General features: G+C 45.9%; 18 protein-coding genes, 1 tRNA gene, 1 pseudogene and 1 riboswitch. Of the genes and pseudogenes, 5 read left to right on the top strand and 15 right to left on the bottom strand.

The features are described from left to right. Window positions 1-49: 49 nt before the first annotated feature. Window positions 50-1,840, bottom strand: a complete 1,791-nt coding sequence (locus AC6R10_RS15110; RefSeq protein WP_500672746.1) for a hypothetical protein — start codon at window positions 1,838-1,840, stop codon at window positions 50-52. Between the two features lie 104 nt (window positions 1,841-1,944). Next, window positions 1,945-2,817: an oligogalacturonate-specific porin KdgM family protein gene (locus tag AC6R10_RS15105; RefSeq protein WP_500672745.1), complete on the bottom strand. Its 873-nt coding sequence runs from the start codon at window positions 2,815-2,817 to the stop codon at window positions 1,945-1,947. 335 nt (window positions 2,818-3,152) lie between these two features. Here AC6R10_RS15105 and AC6R10_RS15100 point away from each other — a divergent pair, with 335 nt between their 5' ends. Next, window positions 3,153-3,323, top strand: a complete 171-nt coding sequence (locus AC6R10_RS15100; protein WP_500672744.1) for a hypothetical protein — start codon at window positions 3,153-3,155, stop codon at window positions 3,321-3,323. A gap of 62 nt (window positions 3,324-3,385) precedes the next feature. On the opposite strand, the gene atzF is transcribed toward AC6R10_RS15100, so the two are convergent. The 8 genes and pseudogenes from atzF to AC6R10_RS15060 form a co-directional block, all read right to left on the bottom strand. Next, a complete protein-coding gene (atzF, locus tag AC6R10_RS15095) occupies window positions 3,386-5,155 on the bottom strand; it encodes an allophanate hydrolase (RefSeq protein WP_500672743.1) in 1,770 nt (589 codons plus the stop codon). A gap of 53 nt (window positions 5,156-5,208) precedes the next feature. Continuing rightward, window positions 5,209-8,799: an urea carboxylase gene (uca, locus tag AC6R10_RS15090; protein ID WP_500672742.1), complete on the bottom strand. Its 3,591-nt coding sequence runs from the start codon at window positions 8,797-8,799 to the stop codon at window positions 5,209-5,211. Between the two features lie 108 nt (window positions 8,800-8,907). Continuing rightward, complete coding sequence (locus AC6R10_RS15085) at window positions 8,908-9,546, bottom strand: urea amidolyase associated protein UAAP2 (RefSeq protein WP_500628335.1); 639 nt, start codon at window positions 9,544-9,546, stop codon at window positions 8,908-8,910. 11 nt (window positions 9,547-9,557) lie between these two features. Then, entirely contained in the window at window positions 9,558-10,322 is a 765-nt protein-coding gene (locus AC6R10_RS15080; RefSeq protein ID WP_500672741.1) for an urea amidolyase associated protein UAAP1, read from the bottom strand. 10 nt (window positions 10,323-10,332) lie between these two features. Then, on the bottom strand, window positions 10,333-11,139 hold the full coding sequence (locus tag AC6R10_RS15075; protein WP_500672740.1) for an ABC transporter ATP-binding protein: 807 nt from the start codon (window positions 11,137-11,139) through the stop codon (window positions 10,333-10,335). Then, window positions 11,132-11,962, bottom strand: a complete 831-nt coding sequence (locus AC6R10_RS15070; RefSeq protein WP_500672739.1) for an ABC transporter permease — start codon at window positions 11,960-11,962, stop codon at window positions 11,132-11,134. Before AC6R10_RS15070 ends, AC6R10_RS15075 begins: the two co-directional genes overlap by 8 nt. A gap of 33 nt (window positions 11,963-11,995) precedes the next feature. Beyond that, window positions 11,996-13,069, bottom strand: coding sequence for a putative urea ABC transporter substrate-binding protein (locus tag AC6R10_RS15065; RefSeq protein ID WP_500672738.1), 1,074 nt, complete (start codon window positions 13,067-13,069; stop codon window positions 11,996-11,998). Between the two features lie 64 nt (window positions 13,070-13,133). Next, window positions 13,134-13,231, bottom strand: a riboswitch (guanidine-I (ykkC/yxkD leader). 209 nt (window positions 13,232-13,440) lie between these two features. Continuing rightward, window positions 13,441-13,671: pseudogene (locus AC6R10_RS15060) on the bottom strand (P-loop nucleotide/nucleoside kinase family protein); the annotation flags it as partial. 79 nt (window positions 13,672-13,750) lie between these two features. Between AC6R10_RS15060 and AC6R10_RS15055 the strand changes: the two are divergent. Then, a protein-coding gene (locus AC6R10_RS15055) for an IS3 family transposase (RefSeq protein WP_500672737.1) occupies window positions 13,751-14,891 on the top strand; the annotation gives its coding sequence in 2 pieces (ribosomal slippage) (window positions 13,751-14,004 and window positions 14,003-14,891; 1,143 coding nt in all). Between the two features lie 507 nt (window positions 14,892-15,398). Here the strand turns inward: AC6R10_RS15055 and AC6R10_RS15050 are convergent. Together AC6R10_RS15050 and AC6R10_RS15045 are read right to left on the bottom strand one after the other, a co-directional pair. Further along, window positions 15,399-16,862, bottom strand: a complete 1,464-nt coding sequence (locus AC6R10_RS15050; protein WP_500672736.1) for a sodium:solute symporter family transporter — start codon at window positions 16,860-16,862, stop codon at window positions 15,399-15,401. Between the two features lie 21 nt (window positions 16,863-16,883). Next, on the bottom strand, window positions 16,884-18,662 hold the full coding sequence (locus AC6R10_RS15045) for an FAD-dependent oxidoreductase (protein ID WP_500672735.1): 1,779 nt from the start codon (window positions 18,660-18,662) through the stop codon (window positions 16,884-16,886). Between the two features lie 280 nt (window positions 18,663-18,942). On the opposite strand from AC6R10_RS15045, the gene AC6R10_RS15040 reads away from it, so the two are divergent. Further along, window positions 18,943-19,938, top strand: coding sequence for a LacI family DNA-binding transcriptional regulator (locus AC6R10_RS15040; protein ID WP_500672734.1), 996 nt, complete (start codon window positions 18,943-18,945; stop codon window positions 19,936-19,938). Window positions 19,939-20,123: 185 nt separating this feature from the next. Then, the gene (locus AC6R10_RS15035) at window positions 20,124-20,198 is read left to right on the top strand and encodes a helix-turn-helix domain-containing protein (RefSeq protein ID WP_500672936.1); all 75 of its coding nucleotides are present in this window, start codon (window positions 20,124-20,126) and stop codon (window positions 20,196-20,198) included. A 217-nt stretch (window positions 20,199-20,415) separates the two neighbouring features. On the opposite strand, the gene AC6R10_RS15030 is transcribed toward AC6R10_RS15035, so the two are convergent. Continuing rightward, a tRNA-Gly gene (locus tag AC6R10_RS15030) sits at window positions 20,416-20,490 on the bottom strand. A gap of 238 nt (window positions 20,491-20,728) precedes the next feature. Between AC6R10_RS15030 and AC6R10_RS15025 the strand changes: the two genes are divergently transcribed. Beyond that, on the top strand, window positions 20,729-21,250 hold the full coding sequence (locus tag AC6R10_RS15025; protein ID WP_487903396.1) for a DUF2058 domain-containing protein: 522 nt from the start codon (window positions 20,729-20,731) through the stop codon (window positions 21,248-21,250). A 42-nt stretch (window positions 21,251-21,292) separates the two neighbouring features. Here AC6R10_RS15025 and AC6R10_RS15020 read toward each other — a convergent pair whose 3' ends face one another. Next, window positions 21,293-22,666 (bottom strand): transporter substrate-binding domain-containing diguanylate cyclase, encoded by a 1,374-nt coding sequence (locus AC6R10_RS15020; protein WP_500672733.1) that lies wholly within the window; start codon window positions 22,664-22,666, stop codon window positions 21,293-21,295. A gap of 207 nt (window positions 22,667-22,873) precedes the next feature. Further along, window positions 22,874-24,874, bottom strand: a complete 2,001-nt coding sequence (locus tag AC6R10_RS15015) for a methyl-accepting chemotaxis protein (protein WP_500672732.1) — start codon at window positions 24,872-24,874, stop codon at window positions 22,874-22,876. Between the last annotated feature and the right edge of the window lie 152 nt (window positions 24,875-25,026).

Here is a 25,026-nt window from a genome sequence, read left to right as displayed (position 1 = left end):
GCTGCTAAAAAAGCAGCTTTAATTTATTTTTACATCCTATTATTTATATTCAATCTGAAGACAATGGATCGGTTGAAACGACAGCAGAGAAAGTACTGGAGTTATAAGGTGATACATTTAGTTCGTGACCAATATCATAACTCTCAAAGTCATCATTAAATACTTCTACTGTCCCTTCAATATCTGAATAGACTTGATAGTCATCAACGTACAGTGTTGTTTCCGCCGTACCTGAGTTAGAAGAAAACTTTATTGTCGTTGCGGTCACAGGAATACCATAACCTGAGTTTTGAGATGTATATGGTCCATATTCAACACCATCAATTTTCACCCAGTAGTTACCCGGCTCAGATTCACTGGATGTGTCCCACGACATCTCTAAGTCAACCCACGTACCTGGTGTAAATGTCGCAACCTGCTCGTCCTCACCACGTAGGGTTATTTTTCCTTCATCAAGTCTGAGCTCGCCAATAAGAGAACTTGTTGAGTTTTTCTCATCGAATAGAGATACATAAGCAGACTCGGTCTCACCCACAGAATAAAACATCGATACTTTATGTAAGCCCGTTGTCATTCCTTCATCGAACTTATATCGAAGTTCGCCTGTGTCAGTAGTATCTGTATCCGTGATAGCGGCTACTTGGTTGTCAACCGGGTCCGTCGGATTGCCAGGGGAATTACCGTCCAAAACAACGATTGCTTCTGCAGAGTTGTTGTTATACGGGTTGCCTGACAAGTTTTGACCGTTAGTATAAGTATCAAAGGTATCGGAGAAGACGACTTCGTCATCCATACTATCGTGAGAGTAGACGGTGAAATCGTCAATCAACAACTCATAGTGCGTCGTATTACTCGTATCACCGAGCTTCAATGCGATAATTTGAACTGCCGTTTTGTCGAAGGCTTCAAATCCATTACCATTATTATCATAAGTATCTTCGTTGATTGAAAATGTGTAATAACCGTCTGACCAATTTAGTTCAACAAATAGATCTTGACCGAGCTCATAAGTCCCGACAGGTTGCTCAGAGACTTGCGGCTTACCACTGCTGTCTGTCTCAGTAGAACGGTAGTAAATATCACCATTATTCAGGATAATTTCGCCATGTAAGTTTGTATTTGAGGTACCTGATGAATAGAGCGAAACGTAAGCATTATTACCATTCCCATTTTCGGGTTGTTCGGTACTCTCATCCACTTGATATACTAACTTGACTGATACTTTACCTCGTAGAATACTGTCTACCGTTGCCGCTGTGGCTGAGTCAGAGAGTTTTAAACGCAACTCGCCCACGTCGGTTTTCGTACCACCATGGTTGGTGTCCAGCACGCGCACGTAACCATTGATACCACTATCGCTGTTCGCATCCGCTACTGCTTGTTTTACTCCATCAACGTTGGTTTGATCATTACTAGAAAGCGCTTCCGATAGATCATCACTGACGATAGTTAACGAACCATCTGTATTTATAGTAAAAGCGGCATCCGAAATATCTGTTGCGTTACTTTCCACACCAGTCGCATCATAGAACTTAAATGACACCGTACCGGATGAACTGTTAAAAGCAGACACAGTTGATATGCTTGCATCCTTTATAACATATCCAGCGGTAACATCTGCATCATCATCATAATATTTATGGTTTCCATCATCAGAAAATACATAAACATTGGGTAACCCAGGATCTGAGTCTGAGTCACCTAATTGCCACATACCACTAGTCAACGTAACATCAACGGTGCTATCGCCTGTATCCCCAACAACGAGTCCATCTCCATTACAACCATATAGAAGACCACTTAATAGCCCAATCGCAATAGATAGTTTAGAATATTTCATAATCCATTCTCATATTCGAAATAATTAATATTGCTATCGATTGATATAAAACCTCAATTAACAGCTCTAATTTTATCATTTTGTTTTTGAAATTAATTGATACTCTAGAAACTATAAGTAACACCAAATCGGTATTTAGCTTCTCTATCGCTTGACGAAGAACTAATGTCAGAAGACCAAAGTTCTACGTAAGGCTTCCAAGATTCGAATTTATACCCAAGCTTAATACCAGCATCCCATTCCCAATCTTTATCATCATATAACAACACATTATTGTGGGACTTCACGTAGTTTGCTTCCCAGGAAAGATCAACTTTTGGGTATTGTTCAATTTTATAAGAGCCCGTATAAGTTATTTTCGATTTCTGTGCTGTCGCTAATCGTTCACCAGTCTCAGAATCTTTGTCACCAAAAGCCAGACCATCTGTATCATGGTTGCGGAAATCATTAATTTCATGTCTGTAACGTAATCCAGTTGTAAGCCCGAAATCCGACTTATAAATGACACGTAATTGAGGCTTATAGGTGATTTTTTTCAGTTTCCAGTCGCCTTCGTGTGCATTGGGTTCATCCCAGTCCCAAGCTATAGGCATACCGACTTGTAACGACCAATGATTGTCGACCTTATACGTCGCGGTATTATCTAGCTCCATTCCGTAGATGTACCAATTGCCATTGTAAAAAGAACCACTGTTGGCTGGCTTGATATTGCCATCGTCATCTACGTATGTGCTGTCTTCATGAAATTTGATTTCTAAACTCGAAGAGTGCTTCCAATCATCATTGATTTTAAAGCTCTCGCCGATTTTTACCCTATGCTGATGACGTGCATCCACATGTGTATCTTGATCAGCACCATTCTTGCGGTAATCAGTTGCAGCTCGGTACTCGTATCGATAATCAATAGATGCTGCGGATAGGGTCCCTGCAGTCAATGTTGATGCCACTGCTATGGCTACAATGCTAATTTTGTTCATTATTCAGTCTCGTCTTTATGAGTTTCAGATATTCAGAGAAACAAGCTCCATGACATGACTCTTTACTAGTCATACAATAATCTTATATCTCAAATGAAAGAAAAAACGTGACTTAGACAGCATGCGATTTGACGGCTTGGTGAATATTTGATCCAAAACACAAAGACGAAAATCTGTTCTTTGCTGCTTTCAGGTCATTCACTTGAACGTTGGCTCCAACAAGACAAGGCTCAAAAACTATATTAAGCCCTTTATATTCATAAAGTTAACAATCAACTTTTAGTAAAAAATCTAGTAGAGGTCAGCTTTAAAATCATATCCTATTGGGAGTGTTTATGAACAAAGCTCAAACAATGATGGCGATAAGAAGAGAAAAAAAAGGGATTGATCACAAAACCATAAATTTATTGTATTATTATACTATTCCCATATTGGCTGTTGAAACTCTGCCCCACGCTAAACACTGGCGAGTAGTGTTTTTGCATGAGGCATGGGTACAAAACTGACATTGATCTCAGCAACCAATCGAATGTCCGAACTGTAAATAGAGGTTATTGCAAAAGTCGAGTTACGACTCTTGCAGATAATACCGCCACCCTCCAGTCTGGGTGATGTCGGTAGCCCCTTCAATGCCAATCCCTTCGCATATGAACCCAGTGACCCAGTCACCAGAATCAATCTCAACGCGGCCCAACCCCAATGGATGGGGAATTTTCATCAACAGGGAACCAAGCTGCTTTTTCGGCACGCGCCAAATTTCAACTTCAATCTTTTGCCCTTGGTTTGAATGACGGACTAATCCCGGTCTCAGTGGGGGCACTCCGGCTAAGCAATAAAGAGAATAGTGTTCAGATGTCGTGGTTCGCCGTTTAAAGTTCGCACCTAACTCAATCAGTTGATGATTGAGCGCTAAATCTTTCATGTGTGCGCCACAAACCAATATGTCCACACTCTCGCTGCTCTCTAACTCTATCTCGGTCGCCCCTAGCGGTAAGTTCATTGTTCTCTGCCACTCGGTCGCTAACGTAATCAAGGCTTCGTCATGAAACGCTTGGGCAAATAGAGTTACGCCAAACGGGAGTCCGGCGTCGGTGAAACCTGCTGGCATTGCGATCGCACTGTAGTCGAGTAAGTTCATGAAATTGGTGTAGTAACCAAGGTTAGAATTGAGCCCGATTGGGTTATTGTTCACCTCATCAATGGTGTAAATCGTGCCGGCGGTAGGGGTTAGCACAACATCCACATTTTCCATCAATTTATCGCACTGAACTTTAAATGCTTGCAGTAGATACATGGCTTTAAACGTATCCGCAGCCGATAGTTGTTTCGCTCCACCGACAATCGTTTGAATCACCTCTAAACACTGTTCTTGATTATCGTTGAAGAAGGATTCAATCGCGGCGTATCGCTCCGCAACCCAGGGACCTTGGTAAAGAAGATTGGCGGCCTCTAAGAAGGGTGACAAATCGAAAGGAATAGTCTGCGCGCCCAAAGACTCTAAGCGAGCAACCGACTGAGCATAGAGCTTACGGTATTCTTCATTACCAAAGAATTTAAGCTGGTCTTCACCTGGAACTCCGACCCTCAATCCTGAAAATTGCGTCGTTGTGTTTTGTCCTTGTTTAAGGGCATGGCGCGCATAACAGTCGCTCTCATCGTAGCTTGCGCCGACTCGGTAGAGGGTGCTTAAGTCTTCAGCACACTTGGTAAAAAACGTCACGCAATCTAGTGTACGGCAGGCCGGAACAACGCCACTGCAGCTCAACACCCCTCTGCTCGGTTTGAGGCCATAAAGGTTGTTAAATGCTGCCGGGACGCGCCCCGAACCCGCGGTATCGGTACCCAATGCAAAATAAACTTGGTTGCTTGCAACCGCAACCGCACTGCCAGAGCTCGAACCGCCTGAGATGTATTTAGGATCAAAGCTATTCTTCACCGCTCCCCAAGGGCTGCGCGTGCCCACTAAGCCAGTGGCGAACTGATCAAGGCTCGTCTTACCTAAGGGAACTGCGCCTGCTTTTATCAACTGTTGAACAACGTAAGCCGACTCCGTTGGTTGATAGCGGTATGCCTCGCAACCCGCGGTGGTGTCTAAGCCCTGTAAATCGATATTATCTTTGATCGCAAAAGGAACACCAAACAGAGGTAGCTGGTCAATCTCTTGCCCTGAAAGTTGAGCGAGATACTCGCCCAGTTGCTGGTCAGAAATCACTGACACCCAGGCATTGGATTGATCCGCTCTCACTTGCGCCAGTTTGCTGCGCAAAAACGTCTCTACCTCTATATCACCATTACGGTATGCTTCAAGTAAGCGACCGATCGTTGTTGGCTCTTCCATTGCCTGACACCTTGTATTTGAATCTGTCATCTTTTCTATCCTCAAAAACCGAATCACGCCTTGCAGGTGTTGACGACAAGCAGTGGCTCACCCGCATGGACTTGTGCGCCCGCCTCGTGGCATATCGAGTCAATCACACCAGAGACACTCGCGGTCACCTCAAGCTCCATCTTCATCGCTTCTAGTATCATCACGACGTCGTTCTCTTTTACCGTTTGGCCCGGCTTAACAAGCACTTGCCAGATGTTGCCAGCAACATGACTCTCAATGGCTTCTTGTCCCTCTGCAAGCTCAGTGTGTACATTCGACTGCTCAATTTCAGTGGCGACAAAATTCGCTTGTCCAGACTCTTCCCAGCGTTGGCGCTCTTGTTCAAATGCTTGTTGCTGGCGTGCTTTGCTTTGCTTTATTTCATCGGCATGGTCATCAAGAGTGGATTGATAGTCCGCGAGTGAAAACTCTGTCTGTTCAATTTTGATTGGGTAATGACCTAAAGGATGCTTTTCACGGATATCCAATAGCTCTTGTGCACTCACTTCATAGAACCTAATCTGGTCAAAAAAGCGCAATAGCCAAGGCTTGGTAAAGGCTTCTGTTTGACGATAGCGATTCCACATTTGCAAAGTGCGACCGACAAATTGATACCCCCCGGGGCCTTCCATGCCGTAGACACACAAATAGGCGCCACCAATGCCTACCGCGTTTTCAGGCGTCCAAGTACGTGCTGGATTATATTTAGTCGTGACCAAGCGGTGACGAGGATCCATTGGTGTTGCGACCGGCGCGCCAAGATACACATCCCCTAAGCCCATCACTAAGTAGCTGGCATCGAACACAATGCGCTTAACGTCCTCGACTGAATCAAGCCCGTTGATGCGGCGAATAAACTCAATGTTGTCTGGGCACCAAGGTGCGTCTTTACGTACGATCTCATCGTATTTACGTATCGCCAGCCGAGTGGCTTCATCATCCCAAGAGAGTGGCAAATGCACTACGCGAGCAGGGACAGCGAGATCATCGATGTTATCCAGCGTTGCTTCAATTTTTTCTAGCTCTTCAAGCAACTGCGCTCTTGGCAACATAAGGTTATCGTAGTGAATTTGCAGGGAACGTATACCCGGAGTCAGTTCTTCTACACCTAGCAACCGCCGCTCTTGAAGCTTCAGCATCAAAGCATGAACTCGAAATCGCAGACGAATATCGAGTCTTTGTGGTCCATATTCCACCAGCAGGTAATCCTCGCCACTGGGTCGATATACCACCTGTTCTCCATATTGACTGGCTGGTATTGTTTTAATGACGGGCGAGCCGAGATCTGCTCTTGGCAGCGCCATTTCATCAATAGCGCCGACTTCAATTTGAGCCAGCTGCGCGCGCTCGGCTAACTCGGCGTTTTCTACCGTAACCGGAATAAATCGAATCTTATCCCCTGCTTTGAGCTGTCCCATTTTCCATAGATCGGCTTTGATGATGGTGGCAGGGCAAACGAACCCTCCCAAGCTCGGCCCATCCGGCCCTAAAATGACCGGCATGTCACCCGTGAAATCGATGGTACCAACCGCATACGCATTATCGTGGATGTTAGAGGGATGAAGGCCCGCTTCGCCACCGTCAGCCCGCGCCCAATTTGGTTTTGGTCCGATTAAGCGAACGCCAGTTCGGCTCGAGTTAAAGTGCACTTTCCACTGCGCATCAAAAAAAGTATCGATATCTTCCTGAGTGAAAAAATCAGGCGCACCGTGCGGCCCATAGATCACTCGAATCTGCCACTCGCCGTTGAAAATCGGCTGAGGAAGTGAGCCAATGTCAGTGCTACCTGCTTGAACGACGGGATGAATGTGCAATACATCGCCCACTAGCAATGCGCGCCCAGCATGGCCCCCAAATTGACCTAAAGTGAAGGTTGAGCGGCTACCTAGATATTGAGGGCAATCAATTCCCCCCTGAACAGCGAGATAAGTGCGAGCGCCATCGAGTATTTTACCGAGTTTAAGCGTTTGTCCTGCTTTGATGTCGATGGCCGCATTCATCGCAACTGATTGATCATCAAGCGTCGCTTGAATCGTTGCACCCGTTAGAGCTATACGAGTGTCTTGGTTAAATTTTAACGTTGGACCAGAAACAATCATTTCCAGACCGGCACTGGATTCATCATTCCCCAGCAGTCTATTGCCTAAACGGAAGCTCAAGCTATCCATCGGACCTGAAGGCGGCACGCCAATGTCCCAGTAGCCTGTTCGTGCTGGGTAGTCTTGAATGGTGGTTTGGGTACCTCCGCTGATCACATCAAAGGTATTGGGCTTAAACTCAAAGCTATTAAGAGATTGAGTCAGCACCTCGCCTTTCTTAACCAGTTCGCTCGCTAAGAGCTGGCTCAAGTACGCTTTGTTGTGCTCTATTCCGTAAATAGTACTTTTGTCTAAGCTTTGTTTAAGTTCAGCCAGAGCCGTGTCTCTATCGGCAGCATGAACGATCACTTTCGCCAGCATAGGGTCAAAAAATGGTGATACTTCGACGCCCGCTTCAATCCAGTGTTCAATGCGCAAATTCTCTTGCTCTGCCCACTCAACATGGCTCAATAGACCGGCACAAGGTTGAAAGTTTTTGTTGGCATCTTCCGCATAGAGACGAACCTGAATCGCATGACCTTGTGATTTGAGGTGCGCGCCCAGCGTTGTTAAGTCGAGTTGCTCTGCCCCTTGGCGAACCATCCACTCGACAAGGTCCACACCAAACACTTCTTCTGTGACACCATGTTCAACCTGAAGACGCGTGTTGACCTCAAGGAAGTAGAAGGCTTGTGTTTGCTGATCCAATACAAACTCCACCGTTCCTGCATTTCGGTAATTCACCTGAGCGGCCAACTTCACTGCGGTCTCTTGTAGCCTAGATCGAGTTTCATCGTCGAGGTTGGGCGCGGGGGTTTCCTCAATGACTTTTTGGTTACGGCGCTGCGCCGAGCAGTCCCGCTCGCCCAAGGCAACCACATGACCCTGCCCATCGCCAAAAATCTGGACTTCGATATGCCGTGCTTGTTGTATAAACTTCTCGATGAACACGCCACTGTTGCTGAAATTGTTCTCACTTAATCGTTTAACGCTGTCGTAAGCCTCATCCAACTCTTGGCTTGTGAAACAACACTGCATGCCGATACCACCACCACCCGCCGTGCTTTTGAGCATCACTGGGTAACCAATGTTCTCCGCTTCACGCAGTGCTTGCTGCTTGTCGTTAAGCAACCCCGTACCAGGGAGAAGCGGCACATCGGCTTGGGTGGCAAGGTGGCGTGCAGAGTGTTTCAGTCCGAACGCACGCATTTGCTCTGCTGTGGGCCCTAAAAAGACCAATCCTTCTTGTTCGCAGCGTTCAACGAACTCTGGATTTTCACTCAAGAAACCGTAGCCAGGATGAATCGCTTGCGCGCCCGACTCTTTAGCGATGGAGAGTATTTTATCTTGGTCAAGGTAGGTCTCGGTCGCGCCCCCTTGTCCTAGAGAGAACGCCTCATCAGCACCGACGACATGGAGGCTGTGTGAATCGGCTTCGCTGTAAATCGCAACGCTGCCAATATTGAGGTGTTTTAACGTGCGGATAACTCGACAGGCAATGGCTCCACGGTTAGCAATCAATACCTTACTAAACATAATTTCGTCCCTAAAATCCGGGTCGTCCCGGAACAACAAAGAGCATTCGTTAGGGTCGTCCCTTGCTCATGTTCGACAGCGTGCTTGCTGACGTTATCGCCAAAACCTTTATTCCCAGATAATGACCTCAACGGGGGTGGGATTGTAGGCATTACATGGATTGTTCAATTGTGGGCAGTTTGACATCAACACAATGACGTTCATGTGAGCTTTTAGCTCCACGTATTTACCTGCACCACTGATACCGTCGGCAAAAGTCAGACCGCCTTCGGCTGTCACGGGGACATTCATAAAGAAGTTAATATTATGGGTGATGTCGCGCTTCGACATACCAAACTGCTCATTTTCAGCCACCGCCAGTAACCAGCTATCACGACAAGCATGCATACACTTTTTGTCTATTGAGTAGCGTACTGTGTTGCTCTCAGTCGCACATGCGCCGCCCAAGGTATCGTGTCGACCACAGGTATCCGCCACTATTTCAAGCATTACATTGCCTTGATCAGATAAAATCTTCGTGCCTGCGGTTAGATAAACATTGCCCTGCTCTCGAATCGTATCCATCGCGCTGTAACGCTCTGAAGGATCATTGGCGTTGTAAAACAGCGTATCTGCGGCTTGGTTACCCTCAATATCAAGAATGCGCACCGTCTGCCCTTTTTTGACGACTTTCATGTAGTAATCACCCGCTGGCACGGTGTCACGATATAGGGCTTCATTAAGTGGTAATTGGCTCTCTACAATCATGTTTTGCTCCTTTAGCAACATTGGCGGGTGGCTGATGGTTCAAACGTTCGACTTGCCGTTGCTGCATAGCGGCGGTTATTTTCAAAGCCTCGCTCGTTCTCTTCCCGGTGAGTGAGACAGGCATCGTCATCTTGCATTGGCTCAGATTCCCATACCGAAACCTCAACGGGCTGGTATGGGTAGGTTTTTGATGGATTAAGTGGATGTGGACAAGTAGTCATCACAACCAACGTATCCATTTCAAATCGCAGTTCAATGCTATCGCCCGCGTTGCTGTGTTGTGGGTCGTAGTTAAGATTACCCTCCTCATCGGTGGCGACTTTGCTAAATAGATTTAAGTTCGCAGCCAAATCACGCTTACCTAAACCGTATTTAGCCACCTCGACCAACAGCGCATCATAACCATTTTGCTTCCACTGATTGCGTTGGGCTTGGTAGTCCCGTTCACCCCATTTTTCTGCCACTTTTTGTTTGTTGCTGACCCCACACACCGTATCAATCCAGCCAGTATCATCGCGCACAATCGAGCAGAAGATGCGTCCCATATCAGAGTACAAACAGTGGCCTTGGGTTAACTTAAACGTATGTTGGCATTTCAAGGTATCGGGCGCATTGTAGCGCTCAAGTAGATTAGCCGGGTTGTAGAACAGCACACTCAAATTCGCACCACCCTCGATATCTATGAAGCGTACGGTTCGCCCTTTGGGTACCACCATTGACCAATGCGCGGCCCCTGGCAGAGTGTCTGAAAAAATCACATCCTGTTTTGCTAACATGTTTTATTCCTTATGCAATTTTGCAAAAAAGTTGGTCTGGCGGCGTGTTGTCCAACTGCTCGGTTGAGATATCAAATGTCACCTGCGCGCCAAAACGCTCCGGCGCTTGCTCATCATGACGAGTATGATCAAACACCCATAAACGGTTCCCCAGATGGAAGCCTTCACTCAGGTCGTGCGTGATCATGAACACCGTTAAATTTTGCTCTTTCCACAGCGACTTCACTAACACATGCATATCTTTTCGAATCCCCGGATCCAGCGCGCCAAACGGTTCATCCAACAACAAAATTCTTGGTCTTTTTATCAGCGCCTGAGCGATAGAGAGTCGCTGCCTCATACCACCCGATAGCTCATGCGGGTATTTATCTTGAGCCGCTACAAGGCCAACCTGCTCGAGCATCTTTAATGCCTGCTCTTTGGCCTGCTGCTTCTTCGAGCCAAACAGTCGTCCCAGCGTGCGGCTAGAAAGACTATTCGACTCAAACTCATAACCGAGCATGACATTCTCAAGTGCTGTTAAGTGTGGGAATACAGAGTACTTTTGGAAAACGATGCCTCGTTCGACTCCAGGTTCTTGTGTCAAAGGTTCGCCATCCAATAGTAATTGTCCTCTTGAGGGTGTTTCGGTACCGAGCAACATATTGAGGAATGTGGTTTTACCGCACCCAGAGGCTCCTACAATACTGACAAAATCCCCTTCATGAACGGTAAGGTTTAGACGCTCTAAAACAATGTTGTCGCCATACTCTTTCCAGACCTGTTTGACTTGAATGATCGGAGGGGTGTTTTCTTTGTTCGTCGTCGAGTTAACCATGGCTCTCTCCTTGTGACTGGTGATACCAAGGGCTGAGCTTTTTTGATGCTAGACGCAGCAACCAGTCCATGCTGTAAGCTAAGAGAGTAATCCACAACACGTACGGCAGAATCACATCCATCGATAGATAACGGCGTACTAAGAAGATACGATAGCCCAAGCCTTCGGTAGCGACTATCGCTTCTGCAGCAATCAGAAACAGCCATGCGCTACCCAAGGTTAGGCGAACCGCTTCAATCAGTTTGGGCATAATTTGCGGAAGGATCACTCGCACGATTATTTGCCAACTGTTCGCACCTAAAGTCTGAGCCTTTATGAGCTGTTCATCCGGCAAGCTTTGCACTCGAAGTTGAATGTCCCTAATGATGATTGGACACACACCGATGACAATCAGCACGACCTTGGACAATTCACCCACTCCGAATGAAATAAACAAAATCGGTAAAATCGCCATAGGTGGTATCAGTGATACGGCCGTGATCACCGGTGATAGCGACGCGCGCATTAAAGGAATGATCCCGGTCGCAATGCCCAATGACAGACCGATAAGGGCACTGAGACCAATCCCCCAGCCCAGCCGTGCAAGGCTTGCAAAGGTGTCCGTCCACATCAGGTATTCGCCCGTTCTTCGACTTGGGGTAAAGGCCATTCTATCAATGGCATCAGCAAAACTGCTAAAGGCTGGCAGCAATTTGTCTGCGGAGTTCGCCGCCAATCTCGCATCCGACGCCGTCACATAGACGGCAAGCAGGATAAGAAAAGGCATCACGCCGAGCATAACCCGCCCAAGTTTAGACGGGTGACGGTTAATTACTTTGGTCATAATGACTCCAATTACAACGACCGAATGGTGAGGTTACAGCGTGTTGTCCGCTGCCATCTGCATGTATTCAGAAGTAAATCGGAGCTTGACGTTGCTAGGGTCACCGAACACACCCGTTGGTGTTTCTACACCAATGAAGCCCGCATCAGGCGCACCTTCGCCAAGTAATCCATGTTCAAACGAAAACTCACTGACTTTTTGCATCGTTTCTGCCAGTTTAGGGCTTTGCGTAAAGCTGACCGCCTCATCTGCTGAGTAGAACATGTTGGTCGCTTGGAGCTGAGACTTGTAGCCATCAAGATCTGTCCCTGACGCTTGCGCCATATATGATTTGGCTTCATCGCCCTGTTCAGGTGATTGCATGATTGACATGATCTCATACCATGCGCCCGTTAATGCTTTACCTAGTGCGGGGTTACTTTGTAGCGTCTCTGTATTGACGACGAGTAGATCAATGATTTCGCCAGGAATATCAGATGAGTCGAAAACAAAAGAGGTGTCTGGCTGAGAAGTAATTTCGCTAAGAAGGGGGTTCCAAGTCACAACCGATGTCACTTCACTTGTGCTAAACGCAGCAACAAGATCAGCGTCAGAGGTGTTCACCACTTTCACATCACGCTCACTCAAGCCGACACTTTCTAATGCACGAGCCATCAAGTAGTGAGACACACTCAACTCGACAAGATTGATCGATTGGCCTTTTAGGTCTTCAAGTTGCTTGTCCCCTTTAAGGACAATACCGTCATTCCCATTGGAAAAATCACCGACCACAAGAGCAGTAGAGTCCACACCACTTGCAGCGGGAATCGTTAATGCATCCATATTGGTCATCACAGTGGCATCGAACTGACCTGTCGTGAACTGGTTGATCGACTCTATATAGTCGTTCACCTGCACGACATCGATGTCAATGCCATATTTGTCTGCCCATTTGTCTATGATCCCAGCATGATCGGCATAATCCCACGGCATCCAACCAACGTAGATGGACCAAGCCAGCGTAAATTTCTCTTTCTCTTGAGCGAGTGCTATAGGTGAAAAAGCGGATGCCAGTAGCGAAGTGCCGACAACCGATGCGAGTAGGTGTTTTTTGATTTGAGCTTTCATTTGAATCTCCTCCATGAGGTCACTGAATATCAACACAAGAGACGCAACCAATAAGTTTGGTTCAATCTCCCGGGCTTCTATCCCTCCGTGTGACCTCTTACGAGGTTGACAACTCTTGACCCAGACACTGTTTCAACAGCCGGAACCCTAGATGTCTATTTTCCAAATTGTATGTTAGCCAGACAACATTAACCGCTAACTATGCGCTCTTGTGAACTTATATAGAGTACTACAAAACTCATGCCAACCATTAAGATATATAAAATCAACAACTTAAAATCGATTAACTTCACTCAACCTCTCTAAATGAGATCATATTGGTGCATAAGCCCTACATGGGTGCATTGACAATCCGGTCACTCTTTAACGACCTATTCCATGCATGGTTGAGTATCCTGATAAACCCAAACAACATTTTCATCCGATAATGGTATTTCAAACCAAGACCAGAACAACTCCAACATTTCAGGTGTCATTTCATACGACTTGGCATCCAAATTTGAATTGCGCAAAAGCGCCCTTTGCCGACATGTTTCAAAAGGTACGTCAAGGTAATGCACTTCACTCTCAACCCCCTTTTCTGATGCCCAGCGAATAAAAGCAGAAGTGGCCCCCAATTTTCGGACATGACTTTAAGTGATTGATCTGTTTGTATAGTACCTAAAAATACTGGAACAGATTATGACTAGAAAACGTAGAAACCACTCTCCCGAATTTAAAGCTAAGGTGGCGCTTGATGCTGCTAGAGGTGATAAAACTGTCGCTGAGTTAGCTCAGAAATACAACCTTCACGCTAACCAAATCTCTACATGGAAAAAAGAACTTCTCGAAAATGCAGCCATGATTTTTGCCTCTGAAAGCCAGTCAGGAAAGGGCAGCTCTGAAGAAGTGGACAAACTGCACGCCAAGATTGGTCAATTGACCATGGAAATGATTTTTTGGCCAAAGTGCTCGGTCGTTAGACCGAGCCCAGCGAAAGAGCTCGCTGGTTAAATCCGCCCAATTGCCAATAAAGCGCCAGTGTGAGCTTCTCAGTATTGCTCGCTCTACTGCTTACTATCAACCCATAGGACTCTCTGCTGAAGAGATTGAACTACGCCGCATGATTGACGAAATTCACCTTCAGTATCCGTTCATGGGGAGTAGACGCATTCGAAATGAGTTGGCTAAAAAAGGCCACAACGTTAATCGTAAACGTGTCGTTCGGCTCATACGAGACATGGGCATTGAGGCTATTTATCCCAAGCCTCGAACGACCCTGGCGAGCAGAGCACACAAGGTTTATCCCTACCTTTTGCGTGATATCGAAGTCACTTACCCGAACCAAGCTTGGGCGATTGACATCACGTATATCCCGATGGCTAAGGGATTCCTGTATTTAGGCGCCATTATCGACTGGTATAGCCGAAAGGTGCTGTCATGTCGGCTATCCAACACGATGGACACGAGCTTTTGTATCAAAGCCCTTGAAGACGCGCTTAAACATTATGGACCGCCAGATATCTTCAACTCAGATCAAGGCAGTCAGTTTACCAGCACCGAATTCACACAGAAGCTAATCGACCATGGAGTCAGGATAAGTATGGATGGGAAAGGACGCTGGGTCGACAATGTTTTCATCGAGCGATTATGGAGAAGCCTGAAATATGAGGAGATTTACTTAAAAGCTTACACCACGCCCCGAGAAGCAGAGCTTGAAATCGGCCACTACATGGTGTTTTATAATGAGGAGCGTAACCATCAGGGACTCAATGACCTCACCCCTGATGAAGTCTACTTTGGTAGGCAGAGATACGCTGCATGGGCTGGATCAACCACTTAAGAAGTTAGCTTATGTGTCCAACCATTGGGGTCCACTTCTCTACTTCAGTCAGATTGGACACTGCATTGAACGACATATTATTTGTCAAAGTTTACTTGCCTTATTACTCTCATACATATGATTGACACTCCAGACCTGATTGATAATTCAATCAACTTTAGAGAATTACCATATTTAAACTATTCCTAATTGCATTGAAGTTACGACACTCATAGCTCATATCTATACATTAAAGTACCTCTAATAGACCAGAGGCTTGAATTATATGGCTTGGTCGATAGCCATAAGAACGAGTAAAAGATGCTTTTACCTTATTAATTAAGTCAGACATTGTTGATACTTTAGTAAGCTGTTAATCCGTGAATTGTTTCTTTTTTACATGGTTGCAGCTTAAGAGGTGATTAATGCTTTCCATGGTATTATCGAATATTTGGAAGTAACCATCATATAAAGGTAGCTAGAGGCTCATTACGCATGAACCTCTTGATTTCTAATAGATAGCTATTTTTAGTTTTGTTCAACACCGATGACATTACTGCGAGTAATCATCTTGTCTGCGAAGAGCAACATGGCTAATGGCACTAATAATCCTACTGCCTGGTTTAACACCGCTATGTTTTCCGATACCCAAGGCATAGAGTTAAAGACAAATTGTAATAAGAAACCACAACCAGCAGTTACTCCCACCGTCAAATAAGCATGTAGCTTGGTCACTTTTTTAACAAACAGAGCCCAGAGAGTTGGCATCACCATAGGTCCAACAAAAAGACTGGTAATACTAACTATCACTTTTTCCGCTCCTCCCATATATGGGATAGCAATACTGATCCCGACCACCAACAAACCAAGGAAAATTGTCACGTAACGACCAACGTTCATAATCTGTTTTTCAGAGGCTTGAGGGTTAATACGCTTTCCATAAAACTCGGTCGTCAGCGCACCGGAGAACACATTCAACTCCGATGATGCCATACTCGCTGTCGCTGCCAGCATCGATGACACTACCAAACCAAGCATACCGGCAGGCAGCACAGATTGTGCCGCTAATATATACGCTTGTTCTGGGTTAGCATTAGGGTTGATTGTGCTATAAATAATTGGAGGCAGCATCCACAGTACTGGTGTAACAACATATAAACCGCCGAAAAGATACGCCGCTTTTCGTGCTTCTTTTGGTGAATCAACGCAAAGGTGACGCTGAACAAATGCCCACTCACCCCCAACTTTAAAGATATGAACAAAAATCCAACCCGCAATGAACAGTTGTGTATAGCTGCTGTTGAAGAAGGCGAGATGTCCATCTGGTAGGTTATTAATGATTTGCTCACTGCCACCACCTAAACTGATGATCATAGGTACAATCAAACAGACAGATAACATCAGTACCACAAATTGAGTGACATCGGTGATCAGTACCGCCCACAGTCCACCCATAAAGGTATACAGAACAATCACCACCCCCACGATGACGATAAGCCAATTCAGACTAAAGAACCCATTTTCATCAGCAAAAAAACTGTCATGAGACACAGGGATCAGTGAACTAACAATGACAGAAACAGAATAGAGTGCCACGGAAACAGCAATGATACGGGTTGTGATCCCAAGCCATGTGTACATTTGCAACACGCCTTGACCATATTTATCACCCACAAACTCTGCGGCCGAGTTTGCACCCGATTCTTTCCATTTACCCGCAAATACGTAACCCGCCACCAACGCAGCGACACCCATACTAACGCAAACGGTGATAGCTACTGCGCCTAAGCGGTAAGCAACCCCACCCCAGACGACAAAAGTACCAGCAGAGAACATCGTCATATATGCCGATATCCCTGACATCCACCAAGGGGATTTCCCCCCCGCGGCAAACATTTGTTTACTGCTGGTCATTTTTTTCGAGGAGATGCAACCGATAGCAATCATACCGGCTAAAAAACCTAAGAGTACGAGGACGTCTAAAATGTTCATACATTCATTCCTATTGAGTTATTAGAATACTTTAATTTCGAAGATTCGTGCACACGAATCACCGTGTGTGGATAGAACAGTCAGTGTTACTTGGTCGCAGAGTAGGGCAGAGCCGAGCGTAATTTTATTATGTCTTAGATGGTTATCGCTCACGTATTGACTGTAGACAGTGGCATTGTTGCGAATGAAATCAATTCGATAGTCTTTCACTAATTCCGTAGGAAAGCCTTCTCGCTGCGCTGCTTTATTTGGCTTTGATATAGTGATCATAATTTCATTCGACAAGTTTGAGTCAAAATTGACGATCAACTCAGAGATGGATACAGGCTCGTCAAAACTTAATGTAATGTGCTGCTCGCCTCCATCTAGCGGCTCAGAAACCCATAAATTCGTATCTTGCCCAATACTACGTTGGTAGCCATTAATTACATTACTCGCTAAGCCGCTGGTTTGTTCTGAGCTAGCAGTGACTACACTACTTAATGCCAAGTTATTTGGGTTCTGGTCTTGAATACCGAACAGATAACAATCGTCTTTAATCAACTGGTGCTGAAGCTCTTGAATATGTAGGTTTACATCTCTTGGTGAAATGCCCTTTCGAACGGCGATGGCAGCAGCCGTACCAATTGCTTGACCTATCACGCCACAAGTAGCCATGACTCGGGTAGAACCGAACGCCATATGAGAGGCCGAGATATTACGTCCACCGACAAATAAGTTTTGGATATTTCGAGAGTACAAACTGCGATATGGGATAGAATAAAGATCGTTTGTCTCTATCCAGTTAGTTGGTGACTCTTTACTTTTCAGCCCGTCTTTTACATGCATATCCATAGGCCAGCCGCCATACGCTACTGCATCTTCGAAAACACGAGCGGAAAAGAGGTCATTGGCATTTAAAACATAGTCACCGAGGATACGGCGGCTATCTCGCTTTCCTGGCAACATACCTACCCAATCGAGCGCATAGTTCTCAGCTCCGTGATCGCCGCCATTTTTTATATGGTCCCAGATACCATAGACCGCTTTAAGTAGCTCATCTCGGATCACTTCACCGTGAGTAGTGGTATTTAACTCCGCTCCACCCAGCTCAATCCACCAATATCCAGCCGTAATATCACGATGACTGCGATCTTTGAGGTCTTCCTCTGTGTATGTATTTGCCCAAGCTGGCTTGTTAAAAGGTACAGGGTAGCCCATGTCTTTACTCTCAAACATGAGCGTATTTCCCATCATCACGTCGTCTGAGTGTTCTGGTGCAAGCTCCTCATCGTATTCGTGCTTAGCTTCACGGCCCACTCTGTAGTCTGCCCCTGCTCTAAACGCTAAGGCTGCATCACCAGAGGTATCCACGAAGTGAGAAGCTTTAAACTCGAACCGACGCTCCGTCGTCAACTGTTCTGCTTTAACTGCACGAATGATCCCATCTTCGACGGTGACGTCCGTCATATGTGTATTTAAAAACAGATCTAAGTTGGCTTGAAAGGTCACTTTCTCCCAAAGTACGGTCTCAAGAACTGAGAACGAATGCTGTGGATTGACGAGACGATTATCGAGAAGGAGTTCTTCAACAATACCCGTTTCACGCGCGTTGGACTTACTAGCATGGTAATCAGCGCCACAAATATGCATGCGTACTTCAGAGCTAGCATTTCCACCCAATACCGGGCGATTTTGAATGAGTGCAACACGAGCACCATTTCGAGCGGCAGCAACTGCACTACACACACCAGAAATACCACCGCCAACGACGACAACGTCATACTCTATCTGTTCAAATACAAACGAATTACTGCTCATTTTGTTCTCTCACAATGACAAGATCTAAACTGCTTAAACGCTTAAGCAACAAAAGTAAAAAAATAGCATACAAGCAAAATGAACCATCATGCTTAAACGCTTAAGCAAAAATATAGGTGAAATATCTTTATAAATACATAATGGTCTAACAAGAATGTGATCCACTCCGGCAAATTATTTCCATGAGTGCGCGACGTATCAGATTGAGATATAATGAAAGTTCTTAAAAAACAGACAGTAAACTTCCTTTTATTGTCAGCGACTTAACTAAAGGTTAGATATGGCAGCGAGGCTAAAAGATATTGCTGAACTTGCTGGTGTTTCAGTTGTTACCGTCTCATATGTTCTCAACAACAAAAATAGAGTCGGTGAAAAAACGCGAGAAAAGGTGTTACAGGCGGCTAAGAAACTGAATTATGTCCCCAACCGCGCGGCATCAACTTTAGCAGGTAAAGCATCTCGGCAAATCTGTTTAGTGGTGTCAGGCCCCGCATACGAATACCTAAGCAACCCATATATTTATAAACTGGTTACAAGCGTTAAGTGTTTATTGGACAAATTGGGCTATGAATTAACCATTCGAATGACCACGTCTGAAAGCGAATACGAATTTATCCTCTCTGAATTAAACTCAAAGCTCTATGACGGGATCTTAGTATGGGGTACCCGCATGATCGATACAGACTTTCAAAAACTATTCACTCATAAAACACCGCTTGTTTCCATCGCCAGAGATGATGAGCAACAAAAGGTGAACTCTGTAACCATTGAACATTACCAATGCGCCTATCAGATGACGCAACACCTGTTGAATCAAGGGTATGAAAAGATCATGTTTTTGGGCAAGTTAGATACGACGAAAGCGGCACGAGATCGATATCTAGGCTACAAGCAAGCGTTGGTAGATAATCAGATAGAATTTGATGAAACTTGGGCAATGGAGGCGGATTATTATCAGGAGAGTGCGTATGAAATTATCAAACATTACCCTGACTTTGATTATCAAGCTATCTTTTGTGGTTCGGATATGATGGCCATTGGTGCAATGAAAGCCTTGTTGGAAAAAGGGGTCAAGATCCCTCAAGACGTTGCCCTCGCTGGTTTTGACAATATACCCAACTCTGATTTTTTGCCGATAAGTTTAACAACCGTCGATACACCAATCGAACAACTTGGCACCAAAGCGGTGGAAATGTTGATCGGACTAATTAAAGGGAATTGCGAAACTAGGACTATCAAGCTTGATGCAAAAGTCCTTGTCAGGCAGTCGACCTAATATTACGCACCACTCACCCAGGGCTCGCCGATTTAGTTTGGCGAGTGAATTGCTTTATAGGGCGCGATCAAAAAAGCGGTTTGCTCGTTCGCACGTGACATCGCTTGCTGTTTTAAGTGTCCCTCATCCCAAAGGTAACTCAAAAAAATTTCAATCATGCATTTGAGCAGGAAGTCAGATAACATATCAAAATCTGTGTGTACTTAGACTGTACCGTTGGAGAACTGCTAGAAGTGCAGCAAGAACAAAAATTGGATTAGAAAACGTAATATTTAGCTGATAATATTGAAAGGTTTATGAGCGAGGTATTAGTGAATGCCTCTTTTATAAATCAGTCTCAATTTGGTCTCAAAATGGTCTCAAACTCGATTTAAAACGAAAGTAAATCTCATAATCAGGAATGAAAAACACACAAAAACCACGCAATAAAGCGTGCTATTTCAATCAGTTAAATTGGGGAGTAATCAGATAAGAGATTGGAGCGTACTGCGGGAATCGAACCCGCATCATCAGCTTGGAAGGCTGAGGTAATAGCCATTATACGAAGTACGCATCTTCGGAAAGCGTGTTTACTATGCCATATCCGATGAAAAAGAAAAGCCTAATTTCCAGTTATTTAGCTCGTTCGGACGCTTTTTGTACGTAACGGGCAAACTTTCATCGACGCATCGTCTCTTTGCCCTTTTTCTGCGTTGGGTGGCTCACCCAATTCGGTCGGTATCCTTTATTTGTCGTGTTTTGCTCGCTAGAATAACGCCAATTTTAGATAGCTATCCGAGAACTGATTGCCATGGCAAAACTCACCCTTCAAGAGCAAATGCTCAAAGCTGGCTTAGTCAATGAGAAGAAACTCAAGAAAGCCAAGAAAGGCTCAAAAAAATCGCGTGTTCAAGCACGTGAAGTGAAAGCCGCCGTCGAAGAGCAAAAAAAAGCGCAAGTTGAACGTGATAAAGCGCTCAGCAAAGAACAAAACGAACAGCGCTTAAGCAAAGAGATTCGTGCCCAAGTGAAACAACTGATCCAGATGAACAAACTAGACTTGGGCGATGGTGAAATTAAGTACAACTTTACTGATGGCACATTGGTCAAATCTCTCTACGTGACGGAACTGGTGCGAACCCAGCTCAGTAAAGGCATTCTTGCAATTGTACGCGAAGATGAGTCTTACGTTGTGATTCCAAGTAGTGTTGCAAACAAAATTGCTCAGCGTGATGAGAGTGTCATCGTCGATCAAAAAGAAGCGGATGAAGAAACCATCGCAGAAGACGACCCATATGCAGAATTTGTCGTCCCTGATGATTTAATGTGGTAATTAACGCCAACCTAAACAGCGAACTTGCCCATCGTGAGTTCGCTACTCTTGCTCAGTGGTCGACGCCTCTATCGTTCGACTGACAACACAGTCTTTACCCTTGGCTTTTGCCTCATACATTAAGTGGTCCGCATCGGATAGAGTAATGCCCTTGTAGGTCTTCGGGTACATTGCGCAGCCCACGCTCACAGTCACGTGGCGTGCGCCTTCGATACAGCAGTCAACAAGACGGACATTGTCACAAATCTGATGGGCAATTAACCGAACTTTATTCGACGTTTCACCAAACACCAACACAGCAAACTCTTCTCCGCCGATCCTGCCTAGCAAGCAATGTTTGCTAATGGCGTCTCGCGCCGCCCACGCCACATTTTGGATCACGCAGTCCCCTATTTGGTGACCAAAGGTGTCGTTGACCTGCTTAAAGTCATCAATATCAAAAATGATGACCGCCAGTGGGTGGCCTCGACTGATGGCGCGGTTGAACTCACGGATAAGATGACGGCGGTTGCTGATCCCAGTCAACTCATCTTGTTCACTCAACTTTTTCAACCGACGATTGGCTGCTTCCAGCTGCACCGTTTTCCGCTTCACCGTCACTTTAAGTAGCACAATGTAGCCAAGCGCCGTCAACGTACAGACAAAAACAATCAGCGGCACCAAATATTTAGGGTAGACAGTACTGACGTACATCCAGCGCTGTAATATTTGGTTTTTGTCGTCCTCACTAAAACGCTTGAGGTTGCTGATGATTGTGTCATAGAGGTCGCGCTCCCCTTCCGCCACGGCAGGGCGTAAGTCGCCGGAGTAAAGATGACGAACACCAATAAAGCGGTGAGGTTCATCGCTGCTGTAGAGATAAAAATTCGCGACCTGAAGATCAGAAACAAAGGCGGAAATTTGGCCATTAAACGCGGCATCAATCATCAGTTGGTTGTTGGCAAAACTGACGACATCTAAGCCAGGGAACTCACGTCGGGTAAAAGACTCTTCGTAACCACCGGCAACCACACCCACGCGATAATTGTGGTCACCACGCATAAACTCATCAATATCTTGAGTGATGAGCGATTGATGGACATAGAGTTGAGTATCGATCTTCATAATACTCGGGCCATACTCAAGATACTGATCTCGACTTTCTGACCAGAGCAAACCGGCATGGATATCGGCGTCACCGCTTTTCATCGCATCCAAAGAGGCTTGCCAGTCCACGAGTAAAAACTCGACGTTGACCTTATTCAACTCACCATATTTGCGCCAGTAATCAACCAAGATCCCATCCGGTTCCCCTTTCTGATTGAGAAAGGAAAAAGGCTTCCAGGCTTTGGAATTGGTCACGACTATCGTTTCCGCATGGTCGGCATACACCGAGTTAGCCACCAACACCAGAAGCAGTACAAATAACTGACGCACATCATCCCCTAAACGAAAAAGCTCAAGCATGCATTGCTTGAGCTTCAATACTTCACTCAACGGTTAATGTATAGACGACGTCAGCACGCTTTTCCTGCGCCCATCGTGAATTACCCACAAACTTAGTGCAACAATACACATAATTGAGAATTGGATCTCACTAAACAAGTGGGGGCATTACCCCACCACGTTTGCGCTACGCGTCTATTACTCAGTTTTAAAACGCTGCATCTCGCCATTAAGATCAGAAATGCCTTGCTTGACGGTATCCGTGACCTGTGAGGACGACACAGAAATCGTCGCCACGTCTTCTGCGGATGCGATCACCTGCGCCATGATCGACTGTATCTCTTGCGTTGCTGATGATTGTCTTTGCGCGGCATCCAACAAGGCATTCATTTGCTGGCTCACCTGTTCGATTTGGTCGGTCGTCTGGCTGAGCGTCCCATAGGCTTGCTGGGTTTGCGCGGCGCCTTGTTGCGCTAAGTGGCGGCTTTGTTCAATCTCACTGACCACTTGAGAGGTCGACGTCTGAATCGCATTGACGATAGCGTTGATTTCAGAGGTCGATTCCGTGGTTCTTGAGGCAAGCAAACGCACCTCATCAGCCACTACAGCAAAACCGCGCCCGTACTCACCCGCTCGCGCCGCTTCTATCGCAGCATTCAGCGCCAGTAGATTAGTCTGCTCCGCGAGTCCTTCAATCACCTCTGTTACGCGACCAATCGCTTCACTCTCTTTACTCAACTCAGCAACTCGCTGATTGGCCGCTTCAATACGACTGTGCAGCTCATCCACTGTGGTGCGATTGTGTTCGAGTGCTTCACCGCCAAGTCGAATCTGCTGGCGTGATTTCGCCAAACTCTCAGCCGATTGCTGCACTTGAACTGAAGTGGTTTGGGCACTTTCACTGACATCGGCAAGTTGATTGCCAACATCGCTCATTTTCTCTTTTTGCAGCGCCACTTGAGACGCAGTTTTTTGGTTGGCTTTGAGCAGGTCATTCATGCTGTCGTTGACCGACTGAGCCTTGCTTGATACACCATGAACTATTTCATTAAGCGCCGTGTTCATGGCATTGATTGATAGCATCAAGCTCGCGAGCTCATCGCTCCCTTCGATACGCAATGGGGATTGAGAGACATCCCCCGAGGCTATGGCCTGCGCGCGCTTGGAAACAATTTTCAAACGGCGGCCGATGTTATTGCCCATCGCTTGTGACAAGCTCACCGCCACAATCACTACAGCAATGATTGAACCAACCAAAACACTGATGACTGTCGTCACGGAGGTAAATATCCCCTCACCGCTTATGTCCGCTTTTTGCTGTTGTATCTCGATCAAGGCTTCAAGCTGACGGTCTAGATCATCCACCGCAGGAATCAGCTCGTTGGCCATCACTTGGTTTGCCTGGTTCCAATCGGTGGAGAGTCGCAGTGCAACCACTTGATCCGCTAATGGATAGTAGAGCTGCTGCATCTCTTTAAACAGCTCCCACAAACCTTGATCACTGCTCGACAGTAAGGTGAGTTTAGATTCAATTTCATTGACTGGTTTGGCATGCAGGTCAAGCCACTCATGGTACTTGTCTAAGTGCTCTTGTTTACCGTATTGGAGAAAATCTCGCATCGCCGACAGCGCATTAGCAAATGAGGTATAACTGTCTGCGTACAAGCGGAATAGGCGCTTGCGCTCTCCGCCCTCTTTATTGCCCGCTTCATCGTTAATCAGGCCCTGCAACTGATCCAAGGCCACTTCGGCAATCGGTGCCGCTTCATAGATAAATAAAGAGTGAGCAGGTAAATTTTCGTCACTGTGACTGAGTTGGGCGATACGTGAAAACAGTGTGCTGGTGTTCTGCCAAGCCGCATTGATCTGCTGGTATTGCGCCTCACTCACTAACGGCTCAAGTGTAGGCAAGGCGTTATTAAGTCCCTCCATCGCTTGCTGTAGTTGCTGGGATTGTTGCTCTCCAACACGCTCGTCCCCACCCAATAGCATATAGGCACGTAACGTCGATACGGTGGCTTGAAGTGATTGCTGAATGGAACGCGCAGCATCGACAGTCGGAAGGTCGGTCGATAGCAGCGAATCGGTATGCTGTTCGACAGTGTTAACACTGCGAAAAATAAACAAAGCGGATACGATAAAAAGTACTGCAAGTGACACAAAACTAAGACGTAACTTCCCTGATATCGTGAGTTTCATCCTTAAACTCCTAAAGTTAGTTTCGCTGCAACTATATCCTGTTCAACCGGATTGTTAAACAATAGTGAACAAAAACTTACTACTTTCGTTTTAGGTGGGATTAGTGATGCGCGATCGAAAAGGCGTTAAATCTGAGGACCAGTGTGGCAGGC

It is taken from the genome of Vibrio sp. R12-SG2-ISO1 (assembly GCF_059834045.1).
Note: the sequence above shows the minus strand (reverse complement) of the source record. Positions and strands in the feature narration are given on the sequence as shown.